This is a genomic window from Blautia marasmi (assembly GCF_900258535.1).
GTDB lineage: Bacteria > Bacillota > Clostridia > Lachnospirales > Lachnospiraceae > Blautia > Blautia hominis.
Map to the genome: position 1 here is coordinate 2,144,057 of NZ_OIWX01000001.1, position 15,487 is coordinate 2,159,543.

8 protein-coding genes and 1 tRNA gene are annotated in these 15,487 nt (G+C 47.7%); 4 read left to right on the forward strand and 5 right to left on the reverse strand.

Translation table 11 applies throughout. The features are described 5' to 3' along the window. Both C6P39_RS09280 and C6P39_RS09285 read right to left on the reverse strand, forming a co-directional pair. A complete protein-coding gene (locus tag C6P39_RS09280; protein ID WP_104803579.1) occupies positions 1-1,617 on the reverse strand; it encodes a CTP synthase in 1,617 nt (538 codons plus the stop codon). Positions 1,618-1,992: 375 nt separating this feature from the next. Next, positions 1,993-2,982 carry a hypothetical protein gene (locus C6P39_RS09285; RefSeq protein WP_104803580.1) on the reverse strand — a complete coding sequence of 330 codons (990 nt, stop codon included), beginning with the start codon at positions 2,980-2,982 and terminating at the stop codon, positions 1,993-1,995. A gap of 534 nt (positions 2,983-3,516) precedes the next feature. Here C6P39_RS09285 and C6P39_RS09290 point away from each other — a divergent pair. The 3 genes from C6P39_RS09290 to C6P39_RS09300 all read left to right on the forward strand — a co-directional run bounded on the left by C6P39_RS09290 (position 3,517) and on the right by C6P39_RS09300 (position 9,019). Then, positions 3,517-5,616 carry a glutamine synthetase III family protein gene (locus C6P39_RS09290; protein ID WP_104803581.1) on the forward strand — a complete coding sequence of 700 codons (2,100 nt, stop codon included), beginning with the start codon at positions 3,517-3,519 and terminating at the stop codon, positions 5,614-5,616. 12 nt (positions 5,617-5,628) lie between these two features. Next, entirely contained in the window at positions 5,629-7,044 is a 1,416-nt protein-coding gene (gene purF / locus C6P39_RS09295; protein ID WP_104803582.1) for an amidophosphoribosyltransferase, read from the forward strand. Positions 7,045-7,267: 223 nt separating this feature from the next. Next, positions 7,268-9,019: an ammonium transporter gene (locus C6P39_RS09300; protein ID WP_104803583.1), complete on the forward strand. Its 1,752-nt coding sequence runs from the start codon at positions 7,268-7,270 to the stop codon at positions 9,017-9,019. A gap of 77 nt (positions 9,020-9,096) precedes the next feature. Here C6P39_RS09300 and C6P39_RS09305 read toward each other — a convergent pair whose 3' ends face one another. Further along, positions 9,097-11,475 carry an InlB B-repeat-containing protein gene (locus C6P39_RS09305; protein WP_104803584.1) on the reverse strand — a complete coding sequence of 793 codons (2,379 nt, stop codon included), beginning with the start codon at positions 11,473-11,475 and terminating at the stop codon, positions 9,097-9,099. Between the two features lie 435 nt (positions 11,476-11,910). On the opposite strand from C6P39_RS09305, the gene C6P39_RS09310 reads away from it, so the two are divergent. After that, a tRNA-Arg gene (locus C6P39_RS09310) sits at positions 11,911-11,984 on the forward strand. Positions 11,985-12,109: 125 nt separating this feature from the next. Here C6P39_RS09310 and C6P39_RS09315 read toward each other — a convergent pair. Further along, positions 12,110-13,630, reverse strand: a complete 1,521-nt coding sequence (locus C6P39_RS09315) for a helix-turn-helix domain-containing protein (protein ID WP_104805893.1) — start codon at positions 13,628-13,630, stop codon at positions 12,110-12,112. A gap of 566 nt (positions 13,631-14,196) precedes the next feature. Then, entirely contained in the window at positions 14,197-15,483 is a 1,287-nt protein-coding gene (locus tag C6P39_RS09320; RefSeq protein ID WP_104803585.1) for an ABC transporter substrate-binding protein, read from the reverse strand. Positions 15,484-15,487 lie beyond the last annotated feature (4 nt).

Consider the following 15,487-nt stretch of genomic DNA (forward strand, 5'->3'; position numbering starts at 1 on the left):
TCAAAAACCTCTCTTTTTCTTATACTTAACAGCCGCACATACCAGCCCTGCGAACAGAGGATGAGCATGGTTCGGTCTGGACTTTAATTCCGGATGGCCCTGTGTTCCGATAAAAAAAGGATGGCCTGCCAACTCGATCATCTCCACAATTCTGCCGTCAGGTGAAACACCGGCCAGCGTCATTCCTTTCTCCTCAAGCCTTTCCCTGTAGTCATTATTTACCTCATAGCGGTGTCTGTGACGCTCTGTAATCTCTTCTTTTCCGTATAATGCATAGGATCTGCTTCCCTTTTTCAACCTGCACGGATAGGAGCCCAGTCTCAGGGTACCGCCCAGATCTTCCACTCCATTCTGCTCCGGCATCAGGGCAATGACGGGGTGCAGAGTATCAGGATCCAGTTCCATGCTGTTGGCATCATGATAGTCCAGCACATTGCGGGCAAACTCAATAATTGCTGTCTGCATTCCAAGACAGATACCCAAAAAGGGGATTTCATTTTCCCTGGCATATTTCACTGCCAGGATCTTCCCCTCCGTCCCCCTGGTTCCAAAGCCGCCTGGAACCAGAATTCCGTCCAGCCCGCCAAGCATTTCCCCGCAGCTGCTTTCTGTGATAAATTCAGAATCCACCCAGCGCACCTTCACACTGGCATGGGCGGCAATCCCGCCATGCTTTAATGCCTCTGCCACACTCAAATATGCATCATGGAGCTGTATATATTTACCTACGACAGCGATCTCAACCTCTGTATTCGGGTTTCGCAGATCCTCTACCATGGATTTCCAGTCCTCCAGGTCCGGTTCCGGGCACGGCAGGCGGAGGCATTCACACACCACCTGAGCCAGATTTTCCTTCTCCATTGCCAAGGGCGCTTCATATAGATACTCCACATCCAGATTTTGAAGTACATGATTCTCCGGTACATTACAGAACAGTGCAATTTTATCCTTCAATTCCTGAGGCAAGGGATATTCAGACCTGCATACCAGAATATCCGGCCAAAGCCCCATACCCTGAAGTTCTTTCACACTTGCCTGGGTAGGCTTTGTCTTCAATTCCCCGGAAGCCTTCAAGTACGGGATCAAAGTCACATGGATCAATACAGCATTCTCATGCCCCACATCATGCTGAAACTGCCGGATCGCCTCCAGAAACGGCTGGCTCTCAATATCGCCTGCAGTCCCTCCCACTTCGATAATGGCGATCCGTTCCTCATCCGGTTCCTTAGCCCGGTAAAAACATGCCTTTATCTCATTGGTAATGTGAGGGATCACCTGCACTGTTCCGCCGCCATAATCTCCATGCCGCTCTTTGTGCAGAACAGACCAGTATATTTTACCTGTAGTCACATTAGAGTTCCTGTCCAGGCTCTCATCAATAAATCTCTCATAGTGCCCCAGATCCAAATCCGTTTCTGTCCCATCATCTGTCACGAATACTTCTCCGTGCTGGATCGGATTCATGGTTCCGGGGTCTACGTTGATATAAGGATCAAACTTCTGCATAGTTACTTTGTATCCTCTGGCTTTCAGAAGACGTCCAAGCGACGCTGCAGTGATTCCTTTTCCCAGTCCTGACACCACGCCGCCTGTAACAAATACATATTTTACTGCCATCACATTTTCCTCCTGCGTTACCCGGCTATGAAAAACTTACAACATTTTCCATATACCAAAAAGGCGTCGGCAACCCCAATATAAGGTTAGCCGACGCCATTGTCGTTGTTTTATTCTATATGCTTTTGATCTCTGCGCACTTCAAAAGAAGCACTGCAAAAAATTATGGAATTACTATATCTCATTTCCCCGCATTTGTAAATCCCCTAATTTATTTTTTTGTTCAAAGGCTGTAACAGTTCAGACAGGTCTGCGCATTTACTGCGCTGACCGTATGAAAAAGTAGTGCCAGCAGGCATCCAGCCCATCGCGAAGCGATTTTTAATGGCTGGATGCGTAACGGTTCAGCTTGTCTGAACTGTTACCAAAGGCTTTCTATATTCCAAACTCATCAAAAAGTTTCTTCTGATACTCCCGGTCTGTTACTGCCCTCCGGATTTCTTTATAGGCCTCCTCCTGGCATGGTTGCTGTAACAATACTTCAATCAATTGGTTTACTCGTACTTCTCCACGTTTTATTCCTTGTAATATTCCACGTTCTTCCCTTTCTTCCATCATTTCTTCAATAGCCGTACACATATCCACCTCTCCTTTCTCATTTTCTTTCAGCCCTTTCAAAGCAGGAACATTCAGGAATTTTGACACCAGCCAGCCTTTTTTTGCATCCAGATGCATGAACTCATCCTTTCTGGCCTCCAGAAATTCCTTCATCCCTTCTTTATCTTTCAGCAGCGGGAGCAATTCAAAGACCTCCCGAAGCCCCGTCCTGAAATTACTGCTCTCCACTGTACTTGCGCACACCAGGTTGATCCGGTAATCCTGGATACACTCCATCCACGGTTTCAGTTCCGGCGGGATATCCAGCATATCATGAAGACTCAGCGGTCCATCCCAGCTTTGTTCCTCCCCATAATAAAAAACGATCGTGATTCCCGGCAGCAGCCTGTCTTCCCTCTTCATACCGGAAAGATACTCTGCCCCTTTCTTTAATTTCCCTTCCTCCTTTCTCTCCCTCACAATATGCTCCACCTGCCCCGTATAATCAATGGCATCGTAAAGCATACAGCGGACAGGCATAGCATAATGTACCGTCCTCTGTCCCTCTGCCGCCAGTATAACGGCCAGGCAGCTATCTCTTATCACAGACAGCTTCTGCACATCCCGGATTCTCCGGAGTATCACCCGCCTTCCGCCCTCTCTTCCCGCGCGCACCACCTTTTTCTCATTTTCTTGTTCCAGCATATCCGGCCTGATCACCTGCTTTCCGCCGAACAAGGCGCCGTTAAATAAATCTGCAAAAATCTCGTTATCTGACAACCCTTCATAGACTTCCTCATCCATTGCTGCCAGCACAATTCCTTTCATAGACCTCCTTCCCGGATAAAAAAGCAAAGATTGAGCCATCAGATCACAGCACATTTAACAATTTATCTGGCAATTTATTCTATACCATAAATATAATATAAAAAGCATCTTATATCAACTACCGCTTTGCCAAATACCGCAAAACTCTGTCATTCCCGCCATTTCACCCGTCCATATTCAGTTTTATATACTCCGGAACTTTCGGCAGACCTGCCGCAGATTAAATGAATTGCTCTCCAGATAAACCGATTATACCCTCCTCCCTCCAACCTGTCAATCCCGTAAAAATCCACAAAAACATACCACTTTCTACCAACCTTTTTCTACCCGTCTGGGAACACCGAAAAAAACAAGGCCCCGTCCCCTCCCGGAACATTTTTCAAAAAACCTATTGACATTTCCCCATTTCCGTGCAATACTACAGTCCATAAAGCAAAGGCGCTTTGGATGACTCCATCCAAGGTGCCTTTTTTGTTTTGCTTTTTATCAGCCCAATCAAAACCCCAAATAAATTTTGAAAGGAGTGCTGTGAATATGTCAAACGATATTCCCACACTATATGGAAGTCTGGTCTTCAGTGACAAAGTGATGCGCAACAAACTCCCGAAGGACGTCTATAAAGCCCTTCACAAGACAATCCAAAACGGAACCCACCTGGAACTGGATGTCGCCAATTCCGTGGCTGTAGCCATGAAAGAATGGGCCGTAGAGAACGGAGCCACACACTTCACCCATTGGTTCCAGCCCATGACCGGATACACCGCAGAGAAACACGACAGCTTCATCTCACCCAACGGCAGCGGTGAGATCATCATGGAATTCTCCGGCAAAGAACTGGTAAAAGGAGAACCTGATGCGTCCAGCTTTCCATCCGGCGGTCTGCGCGCCACCTTTGAAGCAAGAGGTTATACGAACTGGGATCCTACATCACCGGCATTTATCAAGGACAACACCCTTTACATACCAACAGCCTTCTGCTCCTTCAGCGGAGAAGCATTGGATAAAAAAACGCCGCTCCTCCGTTCTATGGAAACACTGAATAAAGAAGCCGTTAAAATGCTTCATCTTCTGGGCAGCAAAGAGGTTTCAAGCGTGTCCACCACCGTTGGCCCGGAGCAGGAATACTTCCTTGTCCCAAAAGAGCTCTACGAAAAAAGACGCGACCTTATCTTCACAGGCAGAACCCTTTTTGGAGCATCTGCCCCCAAAGGCCAGGAAATGGAAGACCACTACTTTGGTGCTCTGAAGCCCAGAATCGCAGCCTATATGCACGACCTGGATGAAGAACTCTGGAAACTGGGTATTCCCGCCAAGACGAAACACAACGAGGTGGCGCCTGCCCAGCACGAGCTGGCCCCCATCTTCGACTCCGCCAATGTAGCGGTTGACCACAACCAGCTCACCATGGAAATCATGAAGAAGACAGCGGAAAAACACGGCCTTGTCTGCCTCCTCCACGAAAAACCCTTTGACGGTATCAATGGAAGCGGCAAGCACAACAACTGGTCCATGTGCACCAACACCGGCACCAATCTGTTGGACCCGGGCAAAACACCTGCTGAGAACACACAGTTCCTGGTATTTCTCATGGCCGTTATCAAAGCGGTGGATGACTACGCGGATCTAATGAGAGTATCCGCTGCCAGTGCCGGCAATGACCATCGTCTCGGCGGCAACGAGGCGCCTCCGGCAATCGTTTCCATCTTCATCGGCGACGAGCTGGAAAGCGTTCTGAAATCCATTGAGGAGGACGCCTACTTCGGAAAGGCTCAACCGGTACAGCTGGAAACGGGCGCACACGTACTGCCCCACTTTACCAAGGACACAACCGACAGAAACCGTACTTCCCCCTTTGCCTTTACCGGCAATAAGTTTGAATTCCGTATGCTGGGTTCCGCTGCATCTGTGGCTAACCCTAACATGGTGCTGAACACCGCTGTTGCGGAAGCATTAGCACAGTTCTATAACGAATTGAAAGACACTGCGCCGGAGGAAATGGAACATGCGGTCCATGAATTGATCAAACGCGCTATCAAAAAGCATAAAAAAGTCATTTTCAACGGCAACGGATACACAGAAGAATGGGTAAAAGAGGCGGCAGCAAGGGGCCTTTATAATCTGGTCTCCACACCGGAAGCCCTTCCACGTTTTATTGCAGAGAAGAATCTGGATCTATTTATCAAACACGGCGTATTTACAAAGGAGGAAATCTACTCCCGCTATGAGATTCTTCTGGAAACCTACTCTAAAACAGTTGCCATAGAGTCCAAGACCATGCAGGAAATGCTTATAAAAGATTTCCTCCCGGCAGTCAACAGCTACGCAGCTTCCGCTGCGAAACAGGCAGCTGACAAAAAAGCCCTGATTCCCGGACTTTCCACTGATTCCGAGGAAGCCCTGGTATGCGGTCTGACTGAAATATCCAATACTATCACCGCCGGTACAGCCGCACTGAAGAGTGCAACCTCCGAAGCGGAATCCGTCACAGATATGCAGAAACAAGCTGAATCATTCCTTACAAAAGTGCTTCCCCTCATGGAAGAACTGAAAATTGCAGCTAACGAAGCAGAGACAAAAATTCCTGATGAACTGCTTCCCTATCCAACCTATGACCGGTTATTGTTCTATGTCTGAGGAGATGGCCCCATGGAATCACAGTCTGCTATGGAAATAAAAGAGGCCTGCGGGGTATACGGCATCTTTAATCCCAACGGGGAAGATGCTGCGTCATCCATCTATTATGGACTCTGTTCTTTACAGCACCGGGGCCAGGAATCCTGCGGTATTGCCGTGTGCGATACCAAAGGCCCCAAAGGCAACATGAATGCATACAAAGGGATGGGGCTGGTCGGTGAGGTCTTCAAGGATGAAATTCTTGAGGGGCTTCACGGCAATCTGGGCATCGGCCACGTTCGTTATTCCACTACAGGGGCTGCCACCCTTTCAAACGCGCAGCCTCTGGTTCTGAATTATATAAAGGGAACACTTGCTCTGGCCCATAACGGGAACCTGGTGAACACGCAAGACCTCAGGTGTGAGCTAGAACAAACCGGAGCAATCTTCCATACAACCACGGATTCGGAAGTGATCGCTTACTACATCGCCAGGGAGAGAGTTAACACACACAATGTAGAGGAAGCCATTCTGCATACGGCAAAAAAGATACGCGGAGCCTATGGGCTGGTCATCGCCAGCCCGCGCAAACTGATCGGCGTCCGGGATCCTCTTGGCCTGAAACCTCTCTGCCTTGGAAAACGTGATTCCTCTTATATCATTGCTTCCGAGAGCTGCGCCCTCTCAGCAACCGGCGCAGAATTTATCCGTGATATCCGCCCCGGTGAGATCATCACCATAACAGCGGATGGCATCACCTCCAACTGCCAGCTATGCCACAAGACACATGCTCACTGCATTTTTGAGTACATCTATTTCGCACGGCTGGACAGTACCCTGGACGGCGTCAACATCTACGATGCCCGCATCCGCGCAGGTGCCGCCCTTGCGGCAGCCTATCCTGCGGATGCAGATCTTGTGACCGGTGTTCCCGACTCGGGGATTCCGGCAGCAAAAGGCTATTCGGAAGCGTCAGGGATTCCATTTGCGTTAGCCTTTTATAAAAACAGCTATGTGGGAAGAACTTTTATCAAACCGACACAAAAAGAACGTGAATCAAGCGTAAGGCTTAAACTAAACGTTTTAGAATCTGTTGTCCGTGGAAAACGGATCATACTTGTTGACGACTCCATCGTCCGCGGAACAACCATGGCGAACCTCATCCGTATGCTGAAAAATGCCGGAGCTAAAAGCGTTCATGTCCGTGTCAGTTCTCCGCCGTTTCTGTATCCTTGTTACTTTGGAACGGATATTCCATCCAACAAACAGCTAATTGCTTCTTCCCACACGGCTGAAGAGATCTGTGCCATGATCGGCGCTGATTCCCTGGGCTATATGAGGCTGGAGGATCTTTCGTCTATGGCAGATCACCTTCCTCTCTGCAAAGCCTGCTTTAACGGCCAATATCCCATGGATATCACAGGCGGCACAGAGGATAACAAACAATAGGCTGCACACATTGCAAGATTTCTATTGTCACAACAGTAATTGCGGAGATGTACAGCCATTTCAGGCGGCAGTCATTTTCCGATTACATATATCACATTTTTCTTTATGCAAAGGTGCGTATTTTTTGAGTCTCCCATAACTCTGAAGTACGCACCCTTTTTGTCTGTAATGTGCATTAAAAAAATGTGGAGAGTTTCATCTTGAAAAAGGAAGGAGAGATTTTATGAGTGATTTTTCATCTGTTAACACAATCTGGGTGCTTTTAGGCGCCGCAATGGTCTTCTTCATGCAGGCAGGCTTTGCCATGGTGGAGACTGGCTTTACCCGGGCGAAAAATGCAGGCAATATTATCATGAAAAACCTGATGGATTTCTGCATCGGAACACCTGCCTTCTGGCTGGTTGGTTTTGGAATCATGTTTGGTGCAGGCAACGGCTTCTTTGGTTCCGTGGCCGGTATTGCCTCCGAACCCAATTACGGTGCGGGGATGCTTCCCGATGGTGTACCGTTCTGGGCTTTTCTGATCTTCCAGACCGTTTTCTGCGCAACTTCTGCAACCATAGTCTCAGGTGCTATGGCAGAGAGAACAAAATTTTCCTCTTACTGTATCTACAGCCTTCTCATCAGCCTTGTGGTATATCCCATATCGGGACATTGGATTTGGGGCGGCGGCTGGTTAGCTGAAATGGGATTCCATGATTTCGCAGGTTCTTGCGCTGTTCATATGGTAGGCGGTGTCGCTGCCCTTGTAGGTGCCAAGATCCTTGGCCCCCGTATCGGAAAATATTCCAAGAGCGGCAAATCAAGAGCAATTCCCGGACACAACCTGACCGTAGGAGCCTTAGGTGTATTTATCCTCTGGTTTGCCTGGTTTGGATTCAACGGCTGTTCCACGGTTTCCATGGAAGGAGATGCCATCGTATCCGCAGGTAAAATATTTGTCACAACCAATCTGGCTGCCGCGGTGGCCACTATCACTGTTATGTGTATCACTTGGATACTGTATAAAAAACCGGATGTTTCCATGTCCCTGAACGGTGCTCTCGCAGGACTTGTAGCTATCACAGCCGGTTGTGATACTGTTTCTCCCATATCTGCTGCCATCATAGGTATCCTGGCAGGGTTTGTAGTGGTATTTGGAATTGAGTTTATTGACAAGATCTGCAAGATTGATGACCCAGTAGGTGCTGTGGGAGTACATGGCATGTGCGGCGCTCTGGGAACCCTCTGCGTAGGCCTTTTCTCAGACGGTGCAGGTACAGAAGCCAAAGGTCTGTTTACAGGCGGCGGCTTCCAGCAGTTTGGTGTTCAATTTATCGGTTTCATTGCAACAACTGCCTGGGTCGTGGTAACTATGATCATCATATTCCAGGCAATCAAACATACCGTTGGCCTCCGGGTTTCCCCCGACGAGGAAATAGCCGGACTGGATGTAAGAGAACACGGCCTTACAAGCAGCTACGCCGATTTTGTCACACAGGATTCCATGAGTACGGTCCCCCATGTAATGGGAACCACAAAGAACTATACCCCTGCTGCAGAAGGCGCATCCGCCACCCAGGCTCCCGCTGAGGCCTGCATGGATATACCTAAAGAAGGCACAATGGTCCACAAGCTTACCAAAGTTGTTATTATTACCCGGCGCAGCAAACTGGAAGAATTTATGCACGCCATGAATGAAATCGGTGTTACGGGTATCACCATCACAAATGTACTCGGCTGCGGAATCCAGAAAGGTTCAACCACTTATTACCGAGGTGTTGAAATGGATATGAACCTGCTTCCGAAAGTCAAGATTGAAATCGTAGTCAGCCTTGTTCCTGTACAGAAGGTGATTGACACAGCAAAAGCAATACTTCATACCGGACAGATCGGTGACGGCAAAGTATTTGTATACGACATAGAAAATGTAGTAAAGATCCGTACAGGAGAAGAAGGTTTCCTTGCCCTGCAGGATACCTCCTCCGAAGAATAAACAAAAACCACAATCTAAAAAGGAGGCCCCGCCGGACGGTATATCCGGCGGGGCCTCCTTATATTACTTATTGTCTGTTATCTCCCGTTCGTTCTCTTTCTCTTTGCAGAGATCACAACTGCCAGCGCAGCACCTGCGGAGAGAACTGCCAGCATCAGATAACCTGCCATATTCATAGTATCTCCTGTCTTCGGAACTGTCTTGGTGAGAGTCTTAAATGTAACAGAGATCTTGTGGTTGGCATTTACGTCTTCAAATGTGTACTTGTTGTTTTTCACTGAAACGGCTTTACCGTCCACTGTCACCTGGGAAATCTGATATCCCTTGTTTGGAGTAAATGTAAATGTTGCATCATTGCCTTCCATTACCTTTACGCTGCCGGAGGGAGAGATCTTGCCATTGGACCCTGCGGAAGCTGTAATGGTATATTGTTCCTTTACACTGAACGGTACCGTGATCGTCTTTTTCTCAGCGGTCATAGCTGTCCAGCCTTTTTCTGTATACTCCTGCAGGCTGAAAACAACTTCAAGTTCCATCTTACCGGCCTTATTCAGGGTGAGTTTTGCCGTGTACGGGGCTTTCTTCCAGGTACCTTTTGCAGAGCTTCCCCATTTCCAGCTCTCGGGAACCCATCTGGTATCCTGTACTTCCGGTTTCTGATTGTCTGTACCATTTCCATTGGCTGCAATGTTTACAACAGCATTCTTATCATAGACACCATTTACCTCAATGCCGGTCACACCGGATCCTTCAAACGCGATAATGGTTTTTGCGGAAGAGCTGCCGCTTACTTTGCTTTCCATTGCTTCGTCGGGGTTATATTTTACTCTGGTAACAAAAGAGTATCTTGTGTTTGCCTTCAATCCGCTGAAAACTTCGCTGTCCTGCCATTTACCCGGATTTCCGTTTTCAAGCATTGCATATTCCTGTCCGTTTACAGCTCTGAGTGTAATGCTGTTCTCCGTTCTTCCAATGCATACAGGAGCTTCAGGAGCTGCTGCAGCCGCCTTCTTGGTGGTGACTTTCAAAACGTCACTGATGGGTCCTTCCATCTGCTCCTTCTCATCAAATTTGACACGTGTGACAAATTTGTATTCCTTGCCTGCTGTCAATCCCTTGAATTCACCTTCACTGTTCCAGCTGATCTTACTGTTATCCAGATATACACCGTACTCCAGACCTGCAGTTGAAGTATCAAGCTTGATCATGGTGTCTGTCTTCTCTGCCAGCTTAGGCGCTGCTTTCGGTTTCTCTGCCGCTGCTTTTAAGGTGTGGATCTCTGTCGGCTGGCTCCAGTCACTGTCCGCATACGGAGGTTGTGCTTGATCATTTCCTTTTACCATAATATAAGCCAGGTAATCCGTATCCGGTGTCAGGTTTGAAAATTCTCCGGTATCACTGGTCAAATCTGCTGCCTTCGCTTTATTATCCTTTAACACCATCTTATAACTGTAAGTATACGAATCAACATTGCCATCCGGCTTCAGTACAACACTTGTGTCAGTCACTTTGTCATACAGAGGCGACTTTGGAGTCTCGGCCTTCTGCGTGGTATTTTTGTTATTTATCTGGTTTCCTGAATCGTTGTCCTTCCCTGCATCGGTTTTGGATTCATCGGTTTTAGACTCATCAGTTTTGGATTCGTCATTTTTGGATTCGTCATTTTTGGATTCGTCAGTTTTGGATTCATCCGTTTTAGATCCATCGCTCTTGGTATCTTCACCCTTCGGTTCATCGTTCTTAGCCTCATCTGTCTTTTGGCCGTTATTATCATCCGTTACCGCGTCTCCTGCTGTGTTCTTATCAACAGCCTCTGTGCCTTGGGTCTTATCCGTGGTATCCGTACCTGACGGGGTACTTACCTCTGTGTTCTCTTCCTGTTTCTTGCTGTCATCCGGCTTCGGGGTTTCTGCCGGCACATCTGCCTTATTGCCTTCTGCCCCAGCCTCTGTCTGATCTGTCTCCTGAGGTTTTTGCTGCTCTGTGTTCATGCCTTCATCCTGTGGTTTATCTGCCTTTGGGGGCTCCTCAGCTTTGGGACTTTCTATATTTGCTCCCTCCTGTTTCGGAGTCTCCGCCTGCACTGCTGCAGCATCTGTTTTTACCTTCAGTATATCGGTATCCTGTACCGTTTCCGCATCTTTCATCTTCTGGGCAAATACATATTCCGTCTCTGCTTTCAGTCCTGTAAATGATACTGTCTTTGCCGTCTTATCATATTGTTTATCTTCCGCCCATTTCCATGTGCTTCCATTCTCCTGAATGCCATACACATATCCATCTTTTGTCTTCAGGATCACACTGTCCGCTGTTTTCTTGGACAGTTCCGGTTTTACTGCTGTCTCTGTGCTCTTACCGGCCCCCTCCTCGGCGGCGGAAACAAATACCGTTCCCATGGAAAATACCATTATAAAAGTAAGAAACATAGCCAGCATTCTTTTCACTTTGCGCTTCATAATCTTTCACCTCTTTCATTCTTTATTTGCTTGTGAATAACCATTCCCTTTCTGTACTACTATTATAGCAAATCGTTGTTGCAATGAATAGTATATTAACAAACATTAAGAAAACTTTGTCGATATTTCCCAAATATAGAGTGCAATAACTGGCAGTTATTTTTATAAATGGCAACAGTTCCGGCAGATGTACTGTTACGACCGATTTTCGTAACAGTCCAGACAGGTCTGCGCATTTACTGCGCTGACCGTATGAAGAAGTAGTGCCAGCAGGCATCCAGCCCATCGCGAAGCGATTTTTAATAGCTGGATGCGTAACGGTTCAGCTTGTCTGAACTGTTACCAATCTTCAGAATAAGCCAGAAAAAAAAGAGCTGGTGTCTTGACATTTTCCTTTAGGTAGTATAGAATTATAGGGTCGTAAGAAAATATTATGTTTCCGTAGCTCAGCTGGATAGAGCGACCGCCTCCTAAGCGGTAGGTCGGGTGTTCGAATCACCTCGGGAACGTTGAAAAAGGTGTTGAAAACCCAAGTTTTCAGCACCTTTTTCAATTATATCTCATAAAGCGGGACCCCATTGGATCATTGGGTTCCCGCTGCTTTTCTGCATTGCTGATGCTATTTTCCTAATTCTCATTCATCAAATAAAACCTTCACTGCCCCCATTCCGCAGTTGATATCAAAGAAGTTCTCCGCGTTGTTGTTCACCTTATAAGTACCTCCCATGCCTCCCAACCGGTTTTCCCCGACTCTGACATCTCCCATACCTACTTTGACTCTATAGCCATATTCGGAAGGTGCCACAAGGCTGGCTGCGATCTCACCCATGCCGCAGTCCAGTTTGCATCTGCCCCGCATCTGTCCTTCCAGCATCACTTTTCCCATACCGCATTTAATCTTGGCGTCACCACTATAATAATCAGCCAGCACGATCTCACCGGCTCCCAGGTCCAGGCTGCTGGAATCTGTCAGTATTCCTCTGCCCACCAGTTTACCTGCACCCAGTTTTATTTTCACATCCTTGAAATGATATCCTCTGGGTATAATGATGATTATTTTTCGTTCTGAAAATATATTTGTGATGTTGCTCAGTAAAAACAGGTCCTTATATCCTCTGTCTTTGATCTTCCAGACCCCGTCTCTTACCTCTTCTCTGCAGTCTCCGTTGGGATAACAGGATAGGTCAAGGGCGAACTCATCACCCTCACGGATAATGGCGTCAGCCATGCCGATGTCAATATGCAGGGAATGGATCATCACATTATTCTCCCGGAAAACCTTTCTGATTTCAAGGGTACCGTTTTTCCAGTCTTCCTCCCATTTCCTCCTGTTGGACGAATCCTGGTGCGTTCCGCTCTCCCCAGCTCTGTCAGCTTCCCAATTTACATTCTCCTGTGTTCTTTGGCCTTCTGTATCAGATGGTCCGGCCTGAGTTCCCTGTCCGGTCCGGCTCTGCCAGTTGGCGGACTCCTCTGCTTTTGCCTGGTCCTCTGTTTTACTCTGAACCTGCGCTCCGTCTGCATCTGCTGCGCCTGCCTGGCTGTCCGCTTTACCATAGCCGTCGGCTACTCCTGCATCTGCTGCCCCTGCCTGGCCGTCTGCTTTACCATATCTATCAGCTTCTCCTGCATCTGCTGCCCTTGCCTGGCCGTCTTCTTTACCATATCCATCAGCTACTCCTGCATCTGCTGCCATTGCCTGGCTGTCCGCTTTACCATATCCAGTGGCTTCGCCTGTCTCTTCATCTCCCGTCCTGCTGCCCTCTTCTGGTTTGATCTGCCATTCAACGCCAACCTGCCATTCCAATCCAACCTGGTTCTGCATTCCTTTAGAAGCTTCCGTTCTCTCCTCTGCAGCTGTCTGTCCCGGGAATCTCTTTTCCCGGTCCGCTTCTGCATTCTGACCCGGAGTCACTTCACATCCGGTGAGCTGACCACCTCCCAGCAGCATGTCTGTACTGACATTGAATATATCTGCCAGGGGAACCAACATCATAATATCCGGACAGGAGAGACCGCTTTCCCATTTACTCACCGCCTGTGCCGAAATTCCCAGCTTCTCTGCAAGCTGCGCCTGTGTCAGTCCTTTTAACTTTCTTAAAAATGAAATCCTGTCTCCAAATGATTCCGGAAGACGGATATTTGCTGTTTTCATATTTGTATTCTCATCCATACTTTTCACCCATTCAGCTTTCCTGTTTCAGAAATTTATAAGTAACTTTAATTGTAACAATTCAGACAAGTCTGCGCATTTACTGCGCTGACCGTATGAAAAAGTAGTGCCAGCTTTATCCAGCCCATCGCGAAGCGATTTTTAATGGCTGGATGCGTAACGGTTCAGCTTGTCTGAACTGTTACCTTTAATTTATAAGTAACTTTATGTTATCGTTCACTACCCATCGCTTTCCCACACTGTGACCAATAGTCTCACAATTGTACGAAGATTATCTGATAAAACGGCGCGTCGTCTTTTTAAGATACTAACAGCATATCCGCAATCTGAGCACATTTACAAGCAACCGTCGGTTGATTTTCAATCTTTTTTCAAAATTCAACCATTAGTTGACTGCCTCTGCCACTTATTATAACAAAGTCTCTGCCTTACGGAAAGAAAAAAGCAATATCTATGCAGCCCAAATACTTCCATGAGTATAAGGAAGCATATGAAATGGCAGCCGGACTTATTCAATCCGCCTGCCATGATCTTTTTCTGCTGATCTTTCAACCTGCCGTACACAATTCTTCAACAAACTGCTCCGGGGATATATTTCCCCCGCCCAGCTCCTCAGAGCTTTTCATAAACCTCTCGGCTCTGCGCCTATCCAGATAAAATTCCCAATACTGCATCCTGTTTTCTGCCGTATCCGCAATCTCTCGGATCTGCCAATAAATATCTGCCTCAGGCTTTTGCGCACAGCCGGTATCCCACACCGGAATCCCTGCCCCTCTCTCGTATAACCTGAGGGCAAAATCCTGCAGGATCTCCTCCAAAGCCTGTACGGTCTCCCTGGGATATGCTGCTGCCTTGTTCACAACAAAAGCATCGCTGATACCTCCAAGAACCTGCCCGGCATTCTGCAGTCCGGGAAACGGCACTGCAGATAACTTTCCATAGAGGGGACTGTTCTCCTGCATAATATTCCCGGCGAAATCACTTTTTGCCAGATACATGGGAATCTTGCTAAGATAAAAGTCATTTTCCACATCCTGCGTACTTCTCGGAAACAGGGGATCTCCAAATGCCCCCATATCCCTGAGCCGGCAGAACTTACCCACACCATCTGCAAACGCAGCCATCTCCTCCACGGTCCCCTCCTGCTGCAGCACTCTTGCGCATACGTCACCGCCGGCCGTACCTATACATATGCTTTCCAGGTAAAGCCTGAAGCCTGTATCCGTGTCACCTGAACAGGCAAAAGGCGTGATACCTTTGGAGATAAACGCCCGGCACACCTCCAGCAGACCATCCCAGTCCGATGGAACCCGACATCCGTACGATTCAAACATTTCCATGTTTATGAACAGGACTGCTATGTTTTCAGAAAACCCAAGGCCGTAAATCCCGCCCTCATAAGCCAGGCCTTTTGCGGCATCCTCATGGAGCCTGCTGCCAATGTCCTCAGACAGATATTCATTCATCTTCAGCAGTTTGCCTGAACTCGCTGCCCCCTGCAGATAACTGTCTCCGAAACAAAAATAAATATCCGGAGTATCATTGGACGCAATGGCGGACGGCAGTTTTTCCCTGTACAACTCCATCTCTGTTCCTTCTGCCCAAATCTGTACCTCATCATGGGCGCTGTTATACGCTTCCACAGCCTCAAGAAAAGATTTCTTATAAGCCTCCCCCTCATTTTCCCATGGATACCACAGCTGCAGATCTATCACGTTCTCTTCCTCACTGCTTCTCTTTTCCTCGAACTTTGGAAAGAACCGTAAGCAGAGTAGTATGATCGCTGCCAATAGAAACAAAAACCCCAATAAAATAATCTTCTGCTGTTTTTCCACCTGC

Bases quoted from the DNA above. Each gene is read 5' to 3' on its own strand.
- C6P39_RS09280 (WP_104803579.1), bottom strand. From the start codon at position 1,617: ATGGCAGTAAAATATGTATTTGTTACAGGCGGCGTGGTGTCAGGACTG.
- C6P39_RS09285 (WP_104803580.1), bottom strand. From the start codon at position 2,982: ATGAAAGGAATTGTGCTGGCAGCAATGGATGAGGAAGTCTATGAAGGG.
- C6P39_RS09290 (WP_104803581.1), top strand. From the start codon at position 3,517: ATGTCAAACGATATTCCCACACTATATGGAAGTCTGGTCTTCAGTGAC.
- purF (WP_104803582.1), top strand. From the start codon at position 5,629: ATGGAATCACAGTCTGCTATGGAAATAAAAGAGGCCTGCGGGGTATAC.
- C6P39_RS09300 (WP_104803583.1), top strand. From the start codon at position 7,268: ATGAGTGATTTTTCATCTGTTAACACAATCTGGGTGCTTTTAGGCGCC.
- C6P39_RS09305 (WP_104803584.1), bottom strand. From the start codon at position 11,475: ATGAAGCGCAAAGTGAAAAGAATGCTGGCTATGTTTCTTACTTTTATA.
- C6P39_RS09315 (WP_104805893.1), bottom strand. From the start codon at position 13,630: ATGAAAACAGCAAATATCCGTCTTCCGGAATCATTTGGAGACAGGATT.